Origin of the sequence: Krasilnikovia sp. M28-CT-15, assembly GCF_047159595.1 — a bacterium.
Lineage (GTDB): Bacteria > Actinomycetota > Actinomycetes > Mycobacteriales > Micromonosporaceae > Actinoplanes.
This window is the reverse complement of the sequence record NZ_BAAGAK010000001.1, coordinates 384,745-401,314: the sequence shown is the minus strand read 5'-3', so window position 1 is coordinate 401,314 and position 16,570 is coordinate 384,745. Positions and strand designations below refer to the sequence as shown.

Here is a 16,570-nt window from a genome sequence, read left to right as displayed (position 1 = left end):
AGGAGCACCCCCGGTGTGGCAGTGGTTACGGGCGGGTCAGGCGCGGCCAGGTTTCGTGAGCAGCGTGGCCAGCAACCATAAAGCCGGGCCGTGCTGGTGCCGAGAGAACTGGCATGGGCTATTCAAACCGGCGACAGTCGACGTCTCGTCCCAGCAACATCTCGAGTACCACGATGACGTGGGCGTCGTCCGGGGTGGCAGCGACGGCGATGGCCGTCGCCGCCGTGTTGATCCTCGCCGACGCGCCGGCGCCGCTGGCGATCGGTGTGCTGGCGGTGGGGGCGCTCGGCGCACTCGCCCTGGCGTGGCGGGCCGTCGAGGCGGTGCGGGCGCGTGAGGTGCAGGCCGTAGCAGTCGAGGCCGCGCTGCGCGGCGGGAAGCTCGACGTGCCGCTCTCCGACGGGCTGGAGATGTTGGGGACGCGCCTGCAGGGGCTGGGGCCGGCGGTCGAGCTGTTGGCGGTCGGCGGGGGTGAGATGGCGGTCAGCGGCGAGATCATCGAGACCGGTGTCCGGGACACCAGTCACGAGGTCAGCTCCATCGTGGAGGCCGCGGGGGACGTATCCCACCGGGTCCAGGGCATCGCGGCCGCGGGAGAGCAGATGCATGCGGCGATCCAGGAGATCTCCCAGAACGTCCAGAGCGCTTCGACGGTCGCCCGTACCGGTGTCGAAACCCTGGCACAGACGGCCACCACCATGAGTGCGCTGGAAAAGTCATCGGCGACCATCGGTGGGATCATCAAGACCATCACCGCGATCGCCGAGCAGACCAATCTGCTCGCGTTGAACGCCACCATCGAGGCTGCGCGAGCCGGCGACGCCGGCAAGGGTTTCGCCGTGGTGGCCGGCGAGGTCAAGGATCTGGCGACCGAGACAGCCCGGGCGACGCGGGAGATCGCCGCCACGGTCGACCAGATCCAGGGCGATTCGGCATCGACGATCCGCGCGATCGGTGAGATCGGCCAGATCATCGACAGCATTTCCGGGTACCAGTCCTCGATCGCCTCGGCGATCGAGGAGCAGACCGTCACCACCAGCGAGCTGACCTCGACCATCAGTGAGGTGTCGCAGCGGGCCGAGGCCATCGCCCAGGCGATCACGGTGGTCGGCGAGAGCACCCGCAGCACGGCCACCGCCGCCGAGCGCAACAGCCTGGCCGTCACCGAGATCACCCGGATCGCGGGCGAGCTGCAACAGTCGATCGGGCACCTCGCGCTGCCCAATGCCCAGCACGTCGAGGCCAGCTACCACATCTCCTGGGACAAGGCCGCGAACCTGCTGAACCTCGACCTGCGCGGTGACTGGACCCCGGAACTCGGGCAGGCATACAGCCGCGAGTTCAACGCGAAGATCAAGGAAGGCCAGCCGGGCTGGACCGTCATCTGCGACATGCGAGCGCTGGGAGTCTCCACGCCGGAGCTGCAGGCGGTACACGAGGGTGCGATGGCCGCCGCTGTCGGCGGCGGCATGCGGCACGCCGCGCTCATCGTCGCCAGCCCGCTGGTCGCGATGCAGATGCAGCGCTCATCCGACGCGACCGGCGCCCCGATCAGCTACGTCTCCACCGTCGAGCAGGCACAAGCCAACGTGGCATAACCCGCCCGCTTGAGCGAGCCCCGGACCACACCGGGACTCTGTTGGCGAATCCGCCCCGTCGTCGTCAGGCGACGGGGCGGGGTGCTGCGAAGTGCGACGTACGGGTTCGTCCGTGAGGGCAGCCGTCGAGCGAGGCTCCGATGCGGTTGAGGTTCATCGCGGCGCCTGCGAGCTGGTGCTGCAGGGATGATGCCTTGGCCAGGCCGCGGCACTTACGCTGCGGCGCCCGCACCCACGCGACCCGCGTGATCCGGCTCAGGCATCCGACCCGGCTCGGCGGCACAGCCTGCGCGACCAGTCCACAGCTCGCCTGCGATGTCACTCACTGGCCCGACACCTCCCCCTCCGACGACCGTCGCCGACCGCCCAAGATCAAGGCGTAGCCGATACCTCACCCAATGCAGGTCAGGGGTCCGACATTCTTGAACTGCGCGATCGATCGACCGGCCGCGGCGGATCGGTCGGACTTCGGCCACAAGAACGCCGAGACGACGGGACGCCTACAGAGATGCCGCCATCGACGCGGCAGTCACCGTTTGTTGCGCGGATCCCTGTCATATGTTGACACTGGTCTTCCGTATTGCCTGTGACCTGCACCTTCACGATGAAAGTGGCCGTTCGAGGCCGTCAGCCCCGGATCAGCGTTTTGAGCCCTCTGTTGCGTGACGGTGACTGCCCGTTCGGCCACCGATCACAGCCGGCCGCGGCCAGCTGTGGTTTAGGTGGTTTTCCGGGGGTATTCGGCCCGGTTAGGAAGACCCCGGCCCTAGCCCGGGTGGGGGGCATCTGCTACGAGGAGGTAGTCGTGAAGGCAGTGGTTTATGAGGGGCCGCGGCAGGTCAGTGTCAAGGATGTGCCGGACGCGCGGATCGAGCGGCCGACCGATGTCCTGGTGCGGATCACGTCGGCGAATATCTGCGGCTCGGACCTGCACATGTACGAGGGCCGGACCGACTTCGAGCCCGGCCGCTGGTTCGGGCACGAGAACCTGGGTCAGGTGGTCGAGGTCGGCGCGGGGGTCGACAAGGTCCGGGTGGGCGATTGGGTCGTCCTGCCGTTCAACATCGCGTGCGGACATTGCAAGAACTGCGAGCGTCAGCTGACGAACTACTGCCTGACCGCCCAGCCGGAGCCGAAGATGGCCGGCGCCGCGTACGGCTTTGCCGACATGGGCCCGTACGGCGGCGGACAGGCCGAGCTGCTGCGCGTGCCCTGGGGTGACTTCAACTGCCTGCGGCTGGGCGAGGACGCCGAGGAGCGCCAGACCGACTACGTGATGCTCGCCGACATCTTCCCGACCGGTTACCACGCCACCGAGATGGCCGGCGTGCAACCCGGGGACCAGACGGTCATCTACGGCGCGGGCCCGGTCGGTCTGATGGCCGCCCTCTCCGCGACCATCCGAGGGGCGAGCAAGGTGATGGTCGTCGACCGGCACCCCGACCGGCTGCGGCTGGCGGAGTCGATCGGCGCGCTCGCCATCGACGACTCGAAGGTCGATCCTGTGCAGGCGGTCCTCGAGGAGACGATGGGGCTGGGCGCGGACAACGGCTGCGAGTGCGTCGGCTATCAGGCGCACGAGCCCGACGGCGAGGAGCGGGCCAACCTGACGATGAACCGGTTGGTCGCGTCGGTGCGCTTCACCGGGACGATTGGCTGTGTCGGCGTCTTCGTGCCCCAGGACCCCGGGGCCGGCGACGAGCTGGCGAAGCAGGGCAAACTCGCCTTCGACTACGGGATGTTCTGGTTCAAGGGCCAGCACATCGGCAGCGGCCAGGCCCCGGTCAAGAAGTACAACCGGCAGCTGCGCGACCTGATCGTCGCGGGCAAGGCCGAGCCGTCGTTCATCGTCAGTCACGAGCTGCCCCTCGACCGGGCGCCGGAGGCCTACGAGCACTTCGACGAGCGCGACGAGGGCTGGACGAAGGTCGTCCTGCACCCGGCGATGGCGGGGGCGGGTGCCTGACTGGCTGGAGAGCTGAATGGGTGCCGGGTCGCGATCCTCGCGGCCGACGGGGTGTAGCGGGTCGAGCTGGAGCGGCCGTGGCAGGCGTTGGAGGACCCGGCGAAGCGCACGTCGGGCGAGCGGGCCAGCGTCGGCGCATGCACCTGCACCGCTCGCCGGCCGGAGCCGAACAGGCGGATGGTGACAGTCAATGTGCCACCCTCCCCGGCCGCCGCTCAGCCGGCGTCGGGCAGGCCGACGTCCGCCGACTTGCCCGCCGAGCCCGTCTCGTCCAACCAGCCGCCCGGATCGGGGTGGTAGCCGTACGCCGCCGCCCGTACGGTCTCCTCGTCCTCCAGACCCGAACCGATCGCCCCACCGACCGTGGCCAGCGAGCTGACGATCCAGGCGAGCCTCAGATAGTCAGGCAACCCGATCCGGCCGGTGACCGACTGCGCGAGCACCGACGGGTCGATCAGCAACAGCGCGACGGCGGCCGTCCCGGCGAACAGCACTACGTAGGACACCGCGGTGGCCAGGCACAGTGTGAGCACCGTACCGATGTTGAAGAGCCGGGCCAGCTCCGGCGGCGTACCGCTGCCGGGCTTCTCCCACAGATCGTGCGCGACGATGAGCCACGCGATGAGCGAGCCGACGCCGAGCGCCATGATCACCGTCAGGCGCAGCGGGCTCAGCGCGTCGCCCATCTGCCAGATCGTGTTGGAGGTGAGCGCGAACGCCGCGGTGCCGAAAGCGCCCACCAGAAGCTTGGACAACCCGAGCAGGGCCCGACCCGGCCGGTTGGCCCGCACCATGCCGATCACCAGACGCAGGCCGCCACCGATGCGGGAGCCAACCAGCCCGATCTCGCCGTCGTCGCCCTGGCCGAGGACGCGGTGGATGGCCGCGACTACGCCCACGAGCTGCCGCAACGGCTCCCTTTCCAGCCCTTCGCCGTCCTCGGGCGACCCACGGAGCAGTTCCTCGACGAGATCGGGGACCACGGCCCGCACCGCGTTCAGCTGGCGGAGGCCGAGCGCGGGCAGCGAGACCACGGCGACCTGGCGACGGGCCGAGGTGCGCACCACAATCGGTACGCGCTCGGCATGCAGCGGCAGGTCGGTCAGACAGATCGCGACGTTCCAGACCTCCTGCTCGCGGCGGCGCGCCACGTCGTCCAGCAGTGCCTCCACTCCGCCGTCCCGACGCGGTGCGACCGAGCCCCACCCGGTCCGGACCTCCCAGCGCACCTGGTCATTCACCTGCCGGGCGAGCAGATCGGCAAGCTCCTCGGCGAGCCGTTGCGCGACCCACGCCGGATGGTCGGGTGGGGTAGCGATCAGGCCCACCACGATCACCGCTGAATCGCCCTCGTGTTCCGGGTTGCCGGTCATCGCGCTCCTCCCTGGCGCCCACTGGACTTCCGCGCAGGCGCACCTGTCCAGGTGTAGTGCACAGCGGGCCGGGTGGCCGCCGCTTCCACCAACCTGGCGCAGACGAAGCTGGTCTGGATCCATCCGGGCGAGCGAAGACGGTGATCCCAGGCCAGACGAGGGCGAGCACACCGAACAGGATCGCGGCGACGCCACGGAGGGCCACCGCCCACCGGTGACGGCTGAGCGTCTCTAGGATGGATTCCTTCCGGATGTCACGGGCGGGACCGCCGCCGATCGGCAGGATGTCCGAACCTGGCGAGGTGGTCATGGATCAGACGAACGGCCATGGATCCCTCACCGACGGCGGACGCGACCCGTTTGATCGAGCCGCTACGGACGTCACCCACTGCGAGCACGCCGGGACGGCTGGTCTCGAGCATCACCGGCTGCGGCGCGTCGGTAAGCACCTGCGCTCCGGTCAGGACGTAACCGCGCTTGTCCAGGTCGACACTGGACGCCAGCCAGCCGGTGCAGGGCTGCGCCCCGATGAAGGGGAACAACACCGTCGTCGGGATCTCCTGCCGCTCACCCGTCCTGGTGTCGCGCACGCCGAGCGCCTGCAGCCGACCGTCATCGCCGATCAGCTCGGTGACCTCCGTGTGGCGCTACACTTCGACGTTGGGCAGTCGCTCGATCTGGTCGACCAGGTACCGGGACATGTCGCGGTTCAGGTCGTCGTGCCGGATGATCAGCCGTACCTGCACGGCGTGCTGGGCGAGGAAAACCGTGGCCTGGCCGGCCGAGTTGCCGCCGCCGACGACGGACACCGGCTGCCGCTCGCAGAAGACGGCCTCCATGAAGGTGGCGGCGTAGTACACACTGGTGCCCTCGAACTCCGCGAGGCGCGGCACGTCGAGTCTCCGGTACCGCGCGCCGGTGGCGATCACCACCGTCCGGCTCCGCAACTGTGCCCCGTCGTCGAGGTGCACGATCTGGTCGTTGTCGTCCCATCCGAGGCGTACCGCCTCGGCCGGAACGTTGAGGTCGGCGCCGAACTTCTTCGCCTGCACCACGGCGCGGTCGGCCAGGTCGGCGCCGGAGATGCCGGCCGGGAAACCCAGGTAATTCTCGATCCGGGAGGAGGTACCGGCCTGCCCGCCGGTGGCCACCGCGTCGAGGACGACCGTCGAGAGTCCTTCGGAAGCGCCGTAAACTGCGGCGGCGAGGCCGGCCGGCCCCGCGCCCACCACGACGACGTCGCACATCGCCTCGTCCTGGCAGGAGCGCCGCAGGCCGGCGACCCGGGCCAGTTCCGCGTTCGAGGGGTTGCGCAGCACCCTGTCCCGCCAGATCACCACTGGTGTGTCCGTCGCACCGATGGACAGCCGGCGCAACAGCTCCTCGGCGCCCGGGTCCTCCTCCAGATCGATCCAGGTGTGCGGCACCCGGTTGCGGACGGCGAGTTCGCGCAGGCGGCGGCTGTCCGGGCTGTACCGCGAACCGACGATCTTGATACCGGTGATGCTGCCGATCAGCAGTTCCCGGCGGGCTAGAAAACTGCGCAGGATCAGGTCTCCAAGGCCGGGCTCCTTGCGGACCAGTTCGTGCAGCTCGTGCAGGGGCACCGCGAGAACCTCGCCCGGTTCCTGCGCGACCATCGAGACGAAGGACGGCTGGCCGGTGAGCAGGCCGAGTTCGTCGAGAAACCGGCGCGGGCCGTGTACCCGGACTGTCCGGGCTTTCGGGGTGCCGTACCCCTCGATCACCGCGGCCTTGCCGGACAGCACGACGAGGAAGTCGCGGTCCCGCTGACCCTCGGCGACAAGCACGTCGTCCCGCTGGACCGGCCGCTTCTCGCCGCGCCGGCTCAGCAGTTCGATCTGCTCGTCGGACAGACGGGGATAGGCCCCGGCCACATCCGGGGTCTCGGAGAGCCGCTCCTCGTTCGCGTTCACGCTGCGCTCCGCATGACCTCGTCTATCCAGCTGCGCAGTGCCGAGGCGGGTGCGGCGCCGGCCCGGCGTGCCACCACCTTGCCGTCGCGCATCAGGATCAGCGTGGGTACGGCCTGGATCGTGAACCGCTCGGACACCTTCGGTGCCTTGTCCACGTCGACCTTGACCAGCTTGACCTTGCCGGCCAGGTCGCGGGCCACCTGTTCCAGCGCGGGGCTGACCTGCCGGCACGGGCCGCACCAGGTCGCCCACATGTCCACCAGGACCAGGATGTTCGCCCGCTCGGCCACGTCGCCGAAGTCGTCGTCGCCGACCTCGGCCATCCAGGGCAGCGGATTGTGGCAGTTGCCGCACTGCGGGATGCCCTCGGCGGCCGCGGGGACCCGGTTCTTGCGCCCGCAGTTCGGACACTCGATCACCCTGCCGTCCACGTCACTCCTCCGGCGAGTTCTCGTAGGTGACGGTCAGCTCACCGTCGGCCACGTCCACCCGGATCACCGCGCCGTCCCGGGCGTCCCCGGCGAGCAGCGCCCGGCCGATGCGGGTCTCCACCTCACGGGCGATGAAGCGGCGCAGCGGCCGGGCCCCGTACACCGGATCGAAGCCCTGGCGGGCGATGAACCGCTGCGCCCCCTCCGTGACCTCCAGCGTCATCCGCCGCTCGGCCAGCCGCTCGCGCAGTTCGTTGAACATCAGGTCGACGATGCGCTCGATCTCCGGCTGGGTGAGTGGCTTGAACAGCAGGGTGTCGTCGACGCGGTTGAGAAACTCGGGACGGAAGTGCCGCCGCAGCTCGCCCATGACCAGCTCGCGGCCCTCGGGCTTGATCTCACCTGCGTCGGAGATGCCCTCAAGCAGGTACTGAGAGCCGATGTTCGAGGTCATGATGATCACGGTGTTGCGGAAGTCGACGGTGCGGCCCTGCGCATCGGTGAGACGCCCGTCGTCGAGCACTTGCAGCAGCGTGTTGAACACGTCCGCGTGTGCCTTCTCGATCTCGTCGAAGAGCACCACCGAGTACGGCTTGCGCCGGACCGCCTCGGTGAGCTGCCCGCCCTCTTCGTAGCCGACGTATCCGGGCGGCGCCCCGACCAGCCGGCTCACGGTGTGCCGTTCCTGGTATTCGCTCATGTCGATCCGGACCATGTTGTCCTCGGTGTCGAACAACGCCGCGGCCAGCGCGCGCGCCAGCTCGGTCTTGCCGACTCCGGTGGGGCCGAGGAAGATGAACGACCCGATCGGCCGGCGCGGGTTCTTGATGCCCGAGCGGGCGCGGATGATCGCGTCGGTGACCAGCTGCACGGCCTCGTCCTGTCCGATCACCCGCTCGTGCAGGATCTGGTCCAGGCGCAGCAGCTTCTGGCGTTCGCCCTCGGTCAGCCGGCTGACCGGGATGCCGGTCCACCGGGAGACGATGCCGGCGATCTCGGCCTCGGTGACGACCTCACGGAGCAGCCGCTTGCCGCTCTGCTTCGCGGCCAGCCGCTGCTCCTCGGCCTGCAGCCGGCGTTCCAGCTCCGGTAGCTTGCCGTGGCGCAACTCGGCGGCCAGGTTGAGGTCGTAGTTGCGTTCCGCCTGTTCCGCCTCGTGCCGGATCTGTTCGATCTCCCGACGCAGCTCCTGGACCCTTCTCAGGGCCTGCCGTTCGGCGTCCCATTGGGCGCGCAGCGCGTCCACTTCGGCGCGCAGGTCGGCGAGTTCCTTGCGGAGCTGGTCGAGCCGGGCCAAGCTCGCCGGATCCTCCTCCTTCGACAGAGCTGCTTCCTCGATCTCCAGGCGGGTCAGGCGCCGGGTGAGCTCATCGAGTTCGGCCGGCATCGAGTCGATCTCCGTACGCAGCATCGCGCACGCCTCGTCGACCAGATCGATGGCCTTGTCCGGAAGGAACCGGTCGGAGATGTACCGGCGGCTGAGGACCACCGCGGCGACCAGTGCCGCGTCCTGGATCTTCACGCCGTGGAAGACCTCCAGCCGTTCCCGCAGTCCGCGCAGGATCGAGATGGCGTCCTCCTCGGTCGGCTCCTCGACGAGCACCGGTTGGAAGCGGCGCTCCAGCGCCGCGTCCTTCTCGATGTGCTTGCGGTACTCGTCCAGCGTCGTCGCACCGATCATGTGCAGTTCGCCGCGGGCGAGCATCGGTTTGAGCATGTTGCCGGCGTCCATCGCGCCCTCGGAGCCGCCCCCGGCACCGACGATCGTGTGCAGCTCGTCGATGAACAACAGGATCCGTCCCTCGGCGGCCTTCACCTCGGACAGCACAGCCTTGAGCCGTTCCTCGAACTCACCGCGGTACTTCGCGCCGGCCACCAGGGAACTCATGTCCAGGGCGAACACCACCTTGTCCCGCAGTCCCTCGGGCACGTCACCGTTGGTGATCCGCTGGGCCAGTCCCTCCACGATGGCGGTCTTGCCGACGCCCGGTTCACCGATGAGCACCGGGTTGTTCTTCGACTTGCGGGACAGGATCTGGACCACCCGGCGGATCTCGCCGTCGCGTCCGATGACCGGGTCCATGGTGCCCGTGGCGGCGTCGGCGACCAGGTCGCGGCCGTACTTGGCCAGCGCCTCGTAGGCGACCTCCGGCATCGCCGAGGTCACCCGCTGGTTGCCCCGGATCTTCGTCAACTCCTGGAGGAAGCCGTCACGGGTGAGCCCCGCGTCGCTGAGCAGCCGGCCAGCGGTGGAGCCCCGTCCCTCCTGAAGCATGGCGATCACCAGGTGCTCGACGGAGACGTACTCGTCCTTGAGCCGTTTCGCCTCGCGCTCGGCCGCGTCGAACAGCCGGGACAGGCGCTGGGTGACGAAGACCTGGCCGGGTGCGGCGCCCGGTCCACTGACCCGGGGACGCCGCTCCAGTTCCGCCTCCACCTGTTCCCGTAGTTTGTCCGGGTCGACGCCGGTCGCCGACAGCAGCCTGGGCACCAGCCCCTCGGGCTGCTCTATCAGGGCGATCAGCAGGTGCTCGACGTCGATCTCGGTGTGGCCGAACCGCAGCGCCTTGGTCTGAGCGTCGTGCAGGGCCTCCTGCGATTTCTGGGTCAGGCGGTTCAGGTCCACGATGTGCCTCCGGTGCGTCGAGAGGTCGTGACGCGAAGTTCACGCTCGAGGGCGGCCACGCGGTCGAGGAGGTCGATCACGAGGCCGAGGGCGGCGTAGTTGACGCCCAGGCCGGCGCGCAGGCGTTGGACGCGAGCCAGAGCGAGCAGCTGGTCGCGCCCGAACCACAGGTTTCCGGCAGCGTCGCGTTCGGGGTTGAGGATGCCCAGCGCGACGAGCCGTTGGACCATCTCCGGGTGCACCCCGCCGGTACGGCAGAACCTGGTCAGGCTCAGCCGGCCGATCGCGGGCCCCGGTGTCCGGGTGAGGGGGTAGGTCATGGCCGGCTCCGCGGGTCGAAGGTGGAGACCGCGGCGAGTTGCTCGAACAACCGCCGTTCCTCGTCGGACAGCTTGGGCGGGACCATGACCCGGGCCTCGGCGTACAGGTCACCCGGCCGGCCGCGGGGGTGGGGCAGTCCCCGTCCCTTGAGCCGCAGCCGCCGGCCGCTGGGCGTACCCGGGGGAACCTGGATCTTCGCCTCGCCGCCGGGGGTGTCAACCGCGACGGACGCGCCGAGTGCGGCTTCCCACGGTGCCAGCGCCAGCGTCACGGTGATGTCCCGTCCGTTGACGCGATACCGCGGGTGCGGTGCGAGCCGCACCACGAGATAGAGGTCGCCGTCCGTGGCACCGTCGCCGCCGCGCCCGCCCTGGCCGCGCAGCCGGATCCGCTGGCCGTCGGTCACCCCGGACGGAATCGTCACATCCAGCGTGCGGCGGCCGGCTGGGCCGGACAGCGTGACGGTCCGGCGCCCGCCGGTGTACGCCTCCTCGACCGTCAGTTCGATCTCGGCCTCTTGGTCCGCGCCCGGAATCGGGCCGAAGCCACCGCCGCCACGGCCGCCGAACATGCCGCCGAACAAGGTCTCCAGGTCGATGTCCTCGAAGCCACCGGGCTGGGTGTACACGTCCTCCGCCGGACCGCCGCGGCGACGCGCGCGACTACCGCCGCCGCGGGCGCGACCGCCGCCGGCCCCCGCGCCCGCCCGCGCGCGCGCCCACGTCTGCGGATCCACGTCCGGCGGCACCTGGCGGAAGTCCGGGCCGAAGGCGTCATAGCGGCGCCGCTGCTCCGGATCGGAGAGCACATCGTACGCCTCGGAGAGATCCTTGAACCGCTCCTCCGCACCCGGATCCTTGTTGACGTCGGGGTGATAGGTCCGGGCCAGTTTGCGATACGCCCGCTGCAGGTCGTCCGCGCTGACGTCTCTGGAGACGCCTAGCGTGTCGTAGAAGTCGCGGGACGGCGCCATCACGCGCCCTTCGCCACGACCACCGCGGCGGGCCGCAGCGGGCGCTCGTCAGTGCCGTAACCGGGCCGGACGACCTGCAGGATCGTGCCCGGCGTGGCGTCGGTGGCCGGCAGCGCGGCCACCGCCTCGTGCCGGCTCGGGTCGAACGGCTGGTTCAGATCGGCGCGCAACGGATAACCGAGGTCGGCGAGGACGGCCAGCGCCTGTTGGCGGACGGCCTCCAACCCGGACACGATCGACGCCGGTTCGGCGGTGGCGTGCTGCAGGGCAAGCTCCAGATTGTCGAGGACGGGCAGCCATCGCGCCGCCACCCGGGCCCGCTCCTCCTCGCGCTCCCGCTGAACGTCCCGCGCCATCCGCTTACGCAGGTTGTCGTAGTCGGCCACCGCCCGCCGGTAACGTTCGTCCGACTGGGCCACCTGGGCACGCAGCTCGGCGGTCTCGTCGCGGACCTGCGGGGCCGCACCGTCGGCGGCCGGCTCCGGTGGGCCGGATGCGGCCGCACCGGTCGCCGCCGGCTCCCGTGCCTGATCGGTCATCGTCGGTTATCCGGTCGAGAATTCGGCGTCGATCACGTCGTCGTCATCCTGGCTGCCCGACGAGTCGTGCCGTGCGGCCGAGCCGCCGTCCGCGCCACCGGCCGGACCGCCGCCGGCGCCGAGGCCCTGATAGACCTGTTGCAGTTCCAAGCTGAGGGAGCGGAGCCGATCAAGCGGCGCGTCGTCCTTGATCGCCTGGCGCGCGTCGTCGACGAGCATCTCGGCGCGGCCTTTCTCGTGCACGGGTACCGCGTCGCCCAGTTCGTTCAGCCGTCGTTCCACCTGGTACGCCGCCGAGTCGAGCTCGTTGCGGGCGTCGATCATCTCGCGCAGCCGGGCGTCCTCACCACGATGGCGTTCGGCGTCCTGGACCATCCGGTCGATCTCCCCCTTGTCCAGGTTGGAGCTCTCGCTGATGGTGATGCGCTGCTCGGCGCCGGTGTCCTTGTCCCGGGCCGACACGCTCAGGATCCCGTTCGCGTCGATGTCGTAGGTGACCTCGATCTGTGGCTCGCCACGAGGCGCGGGCCGGATGTTCTCCAGCCGGAACCGGCCGAGCACCCGGTTGTCGTCCGCCTTCTCCCGCTCGCCCTGCAGTACCACCACGTCCACGGCGGGCTGGTTGTCGGCTGCGGTGCTGAAGCTCTCGGTACGCCGGGCCGGAATGGTGGTGTTGCGGTCGATGACCTTCGTCATCACGCCGCCCTGGGTCTCGATGCCCAGCGACAGCGGGGTGACGTCGAGCAGCAGGACGTCCTTGACCTCGCCTTTGATGATTGCGGCCTGCAACGCGGCGCCGAGCGCAACAACCTCGTCGGGGTTGACCGTCATGTTCGGGTCCTTGCCGCCGGTGAGCCGGCGGACCAGCTTCTGCACGGCCGGGATCCGGGTCGAGCCGCCGACCAGGATGACCTCGTCGATGTCGTTCGCGGTCGCCTTCGCGTCGGACATGGCACGCTCTACCGGATCCAGGCAGCGCTGGACGAGATCGTTGGTGAGGTCCTCGAACTTCGCACGCGTGATGGTCATGTTGAGGTGCTTGGGGCCGTTGGCGTCGGCCGTGATGAACGGCAGGTTGGCCGTCGTCTGGGTGACCGACGACAGTTCCACCTTGGCGTGCTCGGCAGCCTCGAAGAGCCGCTGCAGGGCCTGCGGGTCGCGGCGCAGGTCGATGCCGTCGGTCTTCTGGAACTCGTCGGCCAGGTGGTCGACGAGCTTGCGGTCGAAGTCGTCGCCGCCCAGATGGGTGTCGCCGGCGGTGGAGCGGACCTCCACCACGCCGTCACCGACGTCGAGAATACTGACATCGAAGGTGCCGCCACCGAGGTCGAAGACCAGGACGGTCTCGTGTTGCTTCTTGTCGAGGCCGTACGCCAGCGCCGCCGCCGTCGGCTCGTTGATGATCCGCAGCACCTCGAGGCCGGCGATCCGGCCGGCGTCCTTCGTCGCCTGGCGTTGCGCGTCGTTGAAGTAGGCCGGCACGGTGATGACGGCCTCGGTAACACGCTCACCCAGGAACTTCGACGCGTCCTCGACCAGCTTGCGCAGCACCAGGGCGGAGATCTCCTCGGGCGCGTACAGCTTGTCGCGGACCCTGAACCGGACCGCATCGTCGGGGCCGGATACCACGTCGAACGTCACCGCGTTCAGCTCGCTGGACACCTCGTCGAAACGGCGTCCGATGAAACGCTTCGCCGAGTAAATGGTGCCCTTGGGGTTGAGGATCGCCTGGCGGCGGGCCAGCTGACCGACTAGTCGCTCGCCCTGCTCGGTGAAAGCCACCACCGACGGGGTGGTTCGTGAACCTTCCGCATTGGCGATGACCGTCGGCTGTCCGCCTTCCACGGTCGCGATCACCGAATTCGTGGTGCCGAGATCGATCCCGACTGCCTTGGGCATGAGGCTCTCCTCCACCATCGCGCATGGGGCTGCGTCGCCGGGATACACGCGGGATCGCGGGCTCCGTTCCCCTGCCTCCAGACCACCAGCAGCCGCCGCGGGTGTCGATTGGCAGATCTGCCAATCCGGCGTTACGAAGCCGCCGGCCAACCCGGTGTGGGTAAGCCGGACTCATCGGTCCCGGGGGCGAACCTCAGGGGCTCGTCGGCAGCCCGGACGGAACCACCATGGCCATCGCAGCGCCCGCCCTCACCGATGAGGCATTCAGCAGCCGGTGGTCGACCAACTGAGATGGGACGTCAAGGTGGAGGCGAGTGAGATCGGCGTCGCCGTCAGCGAAGGGCTGGTGACGATCACCGGGTGGGCGGACCGCCTCGGCAGGAAATAGGCCGCCGAGCGGCCGCACAACACGCCGAGGGCCTACTACCTGAATTCTCACCATCGTCAACGTCGGCCCCACGACGGACTCGCTCCCGCGCGCCTCTGCTGGGACCGCAACTGCGACGGAAAGCGAAGTCAGCGAACATCGTCGGGCCGGTACACCGCTGTGCCGTCCACAGTCCACGCACCACGGATCGGTAGTCCTGCCAATCGACAATCCCGGGCCGCGTTGGTGGGATCGAGACAGGACGTACAACCGGAGGCCTTCACCTACCTACGACACCAGACCGTGTCGTCACACCTTCTCGACCAGCCTCCCCGGACATCACATCTAGCCTGCCGCGGGTGAACCCCTGCCGCGGGTGAACCGGAGTCATCCGGTCCGGGCCGAGGGTCGAGACGGGCCCTCGCCCGATCGCGAAGCGAGTGGGGCCGACACACGAACGAGAGGTCTTGGAGGACCGGCATGGCCAGCACAGTAACCACCCCGACCGATGAGGAATCCAGCGTGAGGTGCTGCGCGAGCTGAAGTGGGACGCCGAGGTCGCGCCGAATGAGATCGGCGTGGCCGTGAGGGACGGGGTGACGACGCTAACCGGCTGGGTGGACACGTTCAGCAAGAAGTGGGTGGCCGAACGTGCGGCGCTTCGTGTCCGCGGGGTCAAGGCCGTCGTCAACGACATCGAGGTACGCCTGGCGCCCAGCCACGAGCAGACCGACGTCGACCTCGCCGAATCCGTCGCGCGGGCGCTCGAGATGGATTCGCTCGTACCCGACGACACGGTGAAGGTCTCGGTGTCCGGCGGCTGGGTCACCCTGCGCGGCGAGGTGGACTGGGACTACCAGCGGAGGGAGGCGCAACGGTTGGTCCGGACCCTCACCGGCGTCAAGGGGGTCAGCAACCTCATCACCGTGCGGCCGCGTACCGGCCCGTCGCCCGATGAGCTCAGGAAGAAGATCGAGGACGCCCTGGTACGCACGGCCGAGACAGATGCGGAACGGATCCACGTCACCACCCAGGGCAGCACGGTGATCCTGACCGGGAGCGTACGGTCGTGGGCGGAACGCCACGAGGCCGAACGTGTCGCCTGGTCGGCGCCCGGTGTCACCGAGGTGCAGAACCTGATCACGATCAACCCGTGAACCGTGATACATGATCGGACTCCTGTCGTCGGATGTGGGCGGGCGTCAGGTGGTGCGCCGCCGTCCGTCCCCGAATGTCCGGCTCGGTGGACCGGGTACCCCAGGAGTACCGCTACCGGCCGCCTGCGTCGATTGGCATGGTTGCCAATCCCGGGCCGGGAGGCGGTACCGAAACGCGGGTCTGCCGCCGTGCGGTGAGCCGAACTATCTGTCTCAGGCCGACAGTCGGCCCGTCCGTACGATGTCAATGAGGAGCCGACGTGGTCACCCAATGGGCCCCGGCAAGTCCGACCGACGGCATCGGACGTCTTGGAGCGACGGAACTGGATCCGGTCGTGCGGCTACGATCGGGTGACGGCGGCCAATTCGGTCGGGACATAGAGTCCCTCCCGCACGGCGCGGAGGCTGGCCGTGATCCGGTCCGGAACGGCGAGCTTGATTCGGACGCGTTCGAGGTGCCCCTCGACGATCTCCACGGGGATGCCCCAGGCAACGGCGATGGACGCCGTCGGCGCACCGTCGACGAGCGCACCCAGGATCTCCAGTTCGGTTCCGGTCAGCCCGCACAGGTCACCCGGTGTGCCAACGGCGACCACGGCCCGCAGATGACGTGGGGGCCGACCATCGCACCCCAACCGAGTGATCCGGACATGTCCGGCTTCGGCTGGCGGCCGGTCGTACGGTGCCAGGAACGTGGCAAATTCCGGTGTTCCGCCGAGGTGCGCGACCGCCGCCGAGAGGACGGCCGAGTTCGCCTCAAGTAGCGGATGCGTAGGCAGCCCGGGAAGGGGTAGCGAGCCGCCGGACATGGTGAGAACCGTCGCCGCGGTCATCCCCCGGACGATCCGGGCCAGCACCGTGAGCGAGCGGAGCGGATCCACCGCGTACGCGATGGTGGGGGCCAGCAGTTGCACCAGCTCGCATGCGGCCGGACTCGGGTATGCGGGGCTGTCGGTGTTGAGTCCCAGTAGGCCGACCCGGCGGCCGTCACGGGTGACCAGACCGATACCGAGACCTTCCCGGAATCCGGCCGGTCGGAACAGTTCCATCCAGCTGCGGATCTCCGTCGCGGGTACCGGGAGATCCCGGACACGTAGCGGCGTGGTTCCGTGCAGGCCTAGGGACTCGATTTCGCCGTAGTCCTCCCGGGTGGTCATGTAGGCGCGGATGCGGTCGTTGTACCCGTGGCAGGCCAATAGGTCGTGCTGACGCAGCTCAGGATCAAGCAACGCGATGCGGGCGGCCTGAAACGGAATCACCTGACGCAGCGGGTCCAGGATCGCCTCCGCGCGCTCCTCGAGGCTCGCTGGCAGGTCCGCCAGTGCGATCACCTCCGCGGCGACCCCGGCTGCGTGCGGCGGCAGGTCGAGCACCTTGCGCTCC

11 protein-coding genes and 1 pseudogene are annotated in these 16,570 nt (G+C 69.2%); 3 read left to right on the top strand and 9 right to left on the bottom strand.

Going from position 1 to position 16,570, the window contains the following annotated elements:
• The first annotated feature begins 173 nt into the window (after positions 1–173).
• Together ACMCNO_RS01910 and ACMCNO_RS01905 are read left to right on the top strand one after the other, a co-directional pair.
• Positions 174–1,598 carry a methyl-accepting chemotaxis protein gene (locus tag ACMCNO_RS01910; RefSeq protein WP_412747707.1) on the top strand — a complete coding sequence of 475 codons (1,425 nt, stop codon included), beginning with the start codon at positions 174–176 and terminating at the stop codon, positions 1,596–1,598.
• Positions 1,599–2,403: 805 nt separating this feature from the next.
• Positions 2,404–3,564, top strand: coding sequence for a glutathione-independent formaldehyde dehydrogenase (locus ACMCNO_RS01905; protein WP_412747706.1), 1,161 nt, complete (start codon positions 2,404–2,406; stop codon positions 3,562–3,564).
• Between the two features lie 215 nt (positions 3,565–3,779).
• Here ACMCNO_RS01905 and ACMCNO_RS01900 read toward each other — a convergent pair whose 3' ends face one another.
• The 8 genes and pseudogenes from ACMCNO_RS01900 to dnaK all read right to left on the bottom strand — a co-directional run bounded on the left by ACMCNO_RS01900 (position 3,780) and on the right by dnaK (position 13,663).
• Positions 3,780–4,937, bottom strand: coding sequence for a hypothetical protein (locus ACMCNO_RS01900; RefSeq protein WP_412747705.1), 1,158 nt, complete (start codon positions 4,935–4,937; stop codon positions 3,780–3,782).
• A gap of 254 nt (positions 4,938–5,191) precedes the next feature.
• Positions 5,192–6,835: pseudogene (locus ACMCNO_RS01895) on the bottom strand (FAD-dependent oxidoreductase).
• Between the two features lie 35 nt (positions 6,836–6,870).
• On the bottom strand, positions 6,871–7,305 hold the full coding sequence (gene trxA / locus ACMCNO_RS01890; protein ID WP_412747704.1) for a thioredoxin: 435 nt from the start codon (positions 7,303–7,305) through the stop codon (positions 6,871–6,873).
• Position 7,306: 1 nt separating this feature from the next.
• Complete coding sequence (clpB, locus tag ACMCNO_RS01885) at positions 7,307–9,931, bottom strand: ATP-dependent chaperone ClpB (protein WP_412747703.1); 2,625 nt, start codon at positions 9,929–9,931, stop codon at positions 7,307–7,309.
• Positions 9,922–10,251, bottom strand: coding sequence for a chaperone modulator CbpM (locus ACMCNO_RS01880; RefSeq protein WP_412747702.1), 330 nt, complete (start codon positions 10,249–10,251; stop codon positions 9,922–9,924). Before ACMCNO_RS01880 ends, clpB begins: the two co-directional genes overlap by 10 nt.
• On the bottom strand, positions 10,248–11,225 hold the full coding sequence (locus ACMCNO_RS01875) for a DnaJ C-terminal domain-containing protein (RefSeq protein ID WP_412747701.1): 978 nt from the start codon (positions 11,223–11,225) through the stop codon (positions 10,248–10,250). The genes ACMCNO_RS01880 and ACMCNO_RS01875 overlap by 4 nt, the downstream gene beginning before the upstream one ends.
• Complete coding sequence (locus ACMCNO_RS01870; RefSeq protein ID WP_412747700.1) at positions 11,225–11,764, bottom strand: nucleotide exchange factor GrpE; 540 nt, start codon at positions 11,762–11,764, stop codon at positions 11,225–11,227. The genes ACMCNO_RS01875 and ACMCNO_RS01870 overlap by 1 nt, the downstream gene beginning before the upstream one ends.
• Before the next feature lie 6 nt (positions 11,765–11,770).
• Positions 11,771–13,663 (bottom strand): molecular chaperone DnaK, encoded by a 1,893-nt coding sequence (gene dnaK, locus ACMCNO_RS01865; RefSeq protein ID WP_412747699.1) that lies wholly within the window; start codon positions 13,661–13,663, stop codon positions 11,771–11,773.
• An 894-nt stretch (positions 13,664–14,557) separates the two neighbouring features.
• On the opposite strand from dnaK, the gene ACMCNO_RS01860 reads away from it, so the two are divergent.
• Positions 14,558–15,187, top strand: a complete 630-nt coding sequence (locus tag ACMCNO_RS01860; protein WP_412747698.1) for a BON domain-containing protein — start codon at positions 14,558–14,560, stop codon at positions 15,185–15,187.
• A gap of 341 nt (positions 15,188–15,528) precedes the next feature.
• On the opposite strand, the gene ACMCNO_RS01855 is transcribed toward ACMCNO_RS01860, so the two are convergent.
• A complete protein-coding gene (locus ACMCNO_RS01855; protein WP_412747697.1) occupies positions 15,529–16,560 on the bottom strand; it encodes a hypothetical protein in 1,032 nt (343 codons plus the stop codon).
• Between the last annotated feature and the right edge of the window lie 10 nt (positions 16,561–16,570).